Annotated in this window: 2 protein-coding genes; both read right to left on the bottom strand. The window is 72.1% G+C overall.

Going from position 1 to position 4520, the window contains the following annotated elements; translation table 11 throughout:
- Nucleotides 1-3260: efflux RND transporter permease subunit (locus tag ACR9ZG_RS18225; protein WP_481286258.1), on the bottom strand; the 3260-nt coding region annotated here is incomplete at its 3' end.
- A gap of 142 nt (nucleotides 3261-3402) precedes the next feature.
- Nucleotides 3403-4520, bottom strand: a 1118-nt coding sequence (locus ACR9ZG_RS18230; protein WP_481286259.1) for an aminotransferase-like domain-containing protein, incomplete at its 5' end; no start/stop codon positions are given.

Consider the following 4520-nt stretch of genomic DNA (forward strand, 5'->3'; position numbering starts at 1 on the left):
CTCGTGGGGGGTGCGCGCGCCGCCCTCCGGGCCATCCGCCGCTCGCGCGCACCCTCCACGAGGTTGTACAGCGTCGGCAGCACGACGAGGGTCAGGACGGTCGACGACACGAGGCCGCCGATCACGACGATCGCGAGCGGCTGCGAGATGAAGCCGCCGTGCCCGGTCAGGCCGATCGCCATCGGCGTCAGTGCCGCGATGGTCGCGAGCGCCGTCATGAGGATCGGGCGGAGTCGGCGGGAGGCGCCGTGCTCGACCGCGTCCGAGACCGACAGCCCGCGCGCCCGGTACTGGTTCACCAGGTCGATGAGCACGATCGCGTTGGTCACCACGATGCCGATCAGCATCAGCACCCCGATCAGCGAGGCGACGCCGAGCGGGATGCCCGAGATCAGCTGCAGCAGGATCGCGCCCGTCGCCGCGAACGGCACCGACACCAGCAGCAGCAGCGGCTGCCGCAGCGAGCGGAACGTCGCCACCATCACGATGTAGACGATCAGGATGGCCGCCAGCAGCGCGATCCCGAGCTGCTGGAAGGCGTCGGTCTGGCTCGACGAGACGCCGCCCACCTTCGCCGTGGCGCCGTCCGGCAGGTCGGCCTTGTCGAGCGCTGCGGCGACCTCCGTGTTCGCGGTCGTGAGGTTGTCGGTGGCCGGCGTGGCGGTGACCGTGGAGGCGCGCAGCCCGCGCTCGGTCGTGACGGTCGCCGGGCCGTTCGCCAGCTCGACGGTGGCGAGCGAGCTGAGCGGGACCGGTCCGGCCGCTGTCGGGATCGGCAGATCCGCGAGCCCGGCGACGGTGGTCGGCGGGTTCGCGCTCTGCAGGTAGATCGTCAGCGTCGTGTTGTCGATCGCGACCGTCCCGACCTGCGTCGGCTGCATGGCCTGCGACACGATCGTGCCGACGGCGACCTCGCTGAGGCCGGCCTCCGCCGCCTTCGTCCGGTCGACGGCCACCGAGATGTACGGCAGCGACGCGCTGAGGTTGTCGGTGACCTGTGACAGCGACTTCTGCTTCTTCAGCTCGGCGACGACCGAGTCGGTGGCGGTCTGGAGGTCCTGGTCGCTGCTCGCGGTGATGTCGACCTCGATGTCGGTGGAGGCGCCGAACCCGCTCTGCGACGACACCTGGATGTCGCCCTGCCCCTTCAACCCGGCCAGTTCGTCCTCGATCGTCGACTGGAGCTTCTCCTGATCGGCGTCGGGGTCGGTGGTGATCGAGAAGGTCGTGTTGCCGCCGCCGCCGGTGAAGGCGTCGCGCAGGCTCGACCCGCTCGACCCGATCGACACCTGCACGGTCTCGATGCCGTCGGTGTCGAGCAGCTTCTGCTCCACCTGCTTCGCGGCGTCGTCCTTCGCCTGGAGGCTCGCGCCCGGCTCCAGGGTCTGCGTCACCGTGAGCGAGTTCTGGCCGCTGGAGCCCAGGAAGTTCGTCTTCATCAGCGGCGCGAGGGCGGCCGTGCCGATGAGCACGACGATCGCGAGCACGACGGTCAGCGCCGAGTGCCGCAGCGTCCAGCGGATGATCGGGAGGTAGCCCTTCTGCAGCCGCGACGGGTGCTCGAGCTCGTCCTCCGTGCCGGCCGCGGCCGCGGCCTCCTCGACCGAGAGGGCGCCGGCGCCGGCCTCGGCGCCGCCCTCGTGCTTGTGCGCCTTCGGCGCCCGCAGGAACCAGTAGGCGAGCACCGGCACGATCGTCAGCGCGACGAGCAGCGATGACAGCAGCGCGATCGTCACGGTGAGCGCGAAGGGCCGGAACAGCTCGCCGGTCACGTCGCCGACGAACGCGAGCGGCAGGAACACCGCGACCGTCGTGATGGTGGAGGCGGTGATCGCGCCCGCGACCTCTCGCACGGCCCGCACGATGGTCACGGCCCGGTCGGCGCCGGGGACCAGCTGCCGTTTGATGTTCTCGATGACGACGATGGAGTCGTCGACCACGCGCCCGATCGCGATGGTGAGCGCGCCGAGCGTGATGATGTTGAGCGTGTAACCCGTGGCCCACATCACGATGAAGGTGATGAGCACGCTCGTCGGGATGGAGATCGCCGTCACCAGCGTGGACCGGATCGACAGCAGGAACACGAGGATGACGATCACGGCCATCAGCAGGCCGAGCAGCCCCTCCTCGGTCAGCGACTGGATCGACTGCTCGATGAACGGCGCCTGGTCGAAAACGACCGTGATCGTCGTCCCGGCGCCGAGCTTGTCCTTGAGGTCCGGGATGATGTCCCGCACGCCGTGCGAGACCTCGACCGTGTTGGCAGACGGCAGCTTGGTGACCGCGATCGTGAGGGCGGGCTTGCCGTCGACGCGCGAGAGCGAGGTCACCGGGTCGTCGACCTCGGCGACGGCGGCGACCGCTCCGATGGTGGGAGGAGCGGCGGGCGCGACGACGGCGGGCACGGCCGCGGCGGCACCGGCTCCGGCGGCCCCGGCGGCCCCGGCGGCTCCGGCACCGGCGCCCGCGGACGCGCCCGCGCCGGCCGCACCCGCGCCTCCACTCGCCGACGCCGACGCCGACGCCACCAGCGGCAGCGCCGCGATGTCGTCGACCGACCCGAGCTGCGCGCCCGACTGGATGGAGAGCGTCTTGCCGTCCTCGGTGATGGAGCCGCCGGGCAGCAGCACGCCGTTCTGCTTGAGCGCGTCCGTGATCGACTGGCGGGTCACGCCCGCGGCGGCGAGCTTCGCGTCGTCGGGCGTGATCGTGATGCGGCGGCCGACCTCTCCGACCAGCTGGGCGTCGTTGACGCCGGCGACGTCCTTGAGGTCGGGCAGCGCGAGCCGGGTGATGTCGTCGCTGAGTTTGCGCTGGTCGTCGCCGCCGCTCACCGCGAGCTGGATGACGGGGAGGTCGTCGATGCTGCCCGAGAGCACCTGCGGCTCCACGTCGGCGGGCAGGGTCGAGGAGATGCGGTTGATGGCCCGTTCGATCTTCTGCTCGGCGGTCGCCAGGTCGGTGCCGTAGGTGAAGCGGGCCGTGATGATCGACTGGTTCGTGCTGCTGACCGCGGAGGTGCTCTCGAGGTCGGGCACGCCCTGGATGGCCGCCTCGATCGGCGTGCTCACGTCGTTGTTGACGACCTCCGGCGACGCGCCGGGATAGCTGGTCAGCACCGCGAGCTGCGGGAACGAGATGGAGGGGGCCAGCTCCTGCTTGAGGTTCGTCAGCGCGAGGCCGCCGAACACGGCGGCGACGATGGTGACCAGCGCGATCAGGGCGCGGTTCTTCATGCTGAGCACGGCGAGAAAGTGCACGGGATCCCCTCGGGTGATGGCAGGACCTCTCGATCCTCCCACCGGTGACCGGGAGCCCGCCTCATGCCGCGGTACCACTTGCGGCGGCGCCGCTCCCCCGGCGAGCCGGGACCGGCCGGGACCGGACCGGCCCGGCGCCGCCTCAGACCACGCTCGGCAGCGTCCCCGCGTCGAGGAACGGCGACGGCTCGGCCGAGGTGACCGCCCACGCCCGCGACAGGGCGGCGACGGCCCTGGCCGTCTCATCCGGCGTGTACGTGATCGGGATGCGCAGGAAGCGCTCGAACGCGCCGTCCAGCCCGAACCGCGGCCCGGCCGCGATGAGCAGCCCGTGATTGCGGGCCGCGAGCGCGAGCGCCGAGCTGACCGGCGCGCCGATGCCCACCCAGGCGGCGAGTCCGCCGCGGAGGCTGGGCACCCTCCACTCGGGGAAGGTCTCGCCGACGAGCCGCCGCACGGTCTCGCGGCCCTGGCGCAGCTGCTCGCGCCGCTCCTCCACGATCCGGGGCACCTGCGGCAGCATGCGCGCGACGACGAGCTGCTCGAGCATCGGCGTGCCGAGGTCGGTCGCCGGCTTGGCGGAGATGAGGCGCTGCACGACCGGGCGGTCGGCGCGGATCCAGCCGATCCGCAGGCCGCCCCACAGCACCTTGCTCGCCGAGCCGATGAGGATGACGGGCGCATCCCCGGCGTTCCGCTCGCCGTACAGCGGGAACGGCAGGTGCTCGCCGACGCGGTCGATGTCGAGGTCGGCGGTCGTCTCGTCCGCGACGACGATCGTGCCGTGGGAGGCGGCCGCGGCGAGGATGCGCTCGCGCGTCGCGGGCGACATGGAGGCGCCGGTCGGGTTGTGGAAGTCGGGGATCAGGTAGGCGAGCGCCGGGTTGGCCCGGCGGAAGGACTGCTCGACCGCCTCCACGTCCCAGCCGTCCCCTCCTGGCGCATCGCCCGCCGCGTCGATCGCGTGCGGGCCGGAGGGGGCCGGCGTCACCGTGATCGGCACGAGCCGTGCACCGGAGAGCCGCAGCGCCTCCATCGCGTGCGGATACGTCGGCATCTCGATCAGCGCCCGGTCGCCGCGGCCGAGGAACGTGCGCGCGATGAGAGCGATGGCCTGCTGCGCGCCGACCGTGACGAGCACCTGGTCGGGATCGGTCGGGAGGCCGCGCTGCCGGTACCGCTCGGCGATCGCCTCACGCAGGTGCGGCAGGCCCACCGGGTCGTACCCGGAGTCGGGCAGGAAGTGCGGCAGCTCCTCGG

The organism is Leifsonia sp. KNZ12-8B, from assembly GCF_056755495.1.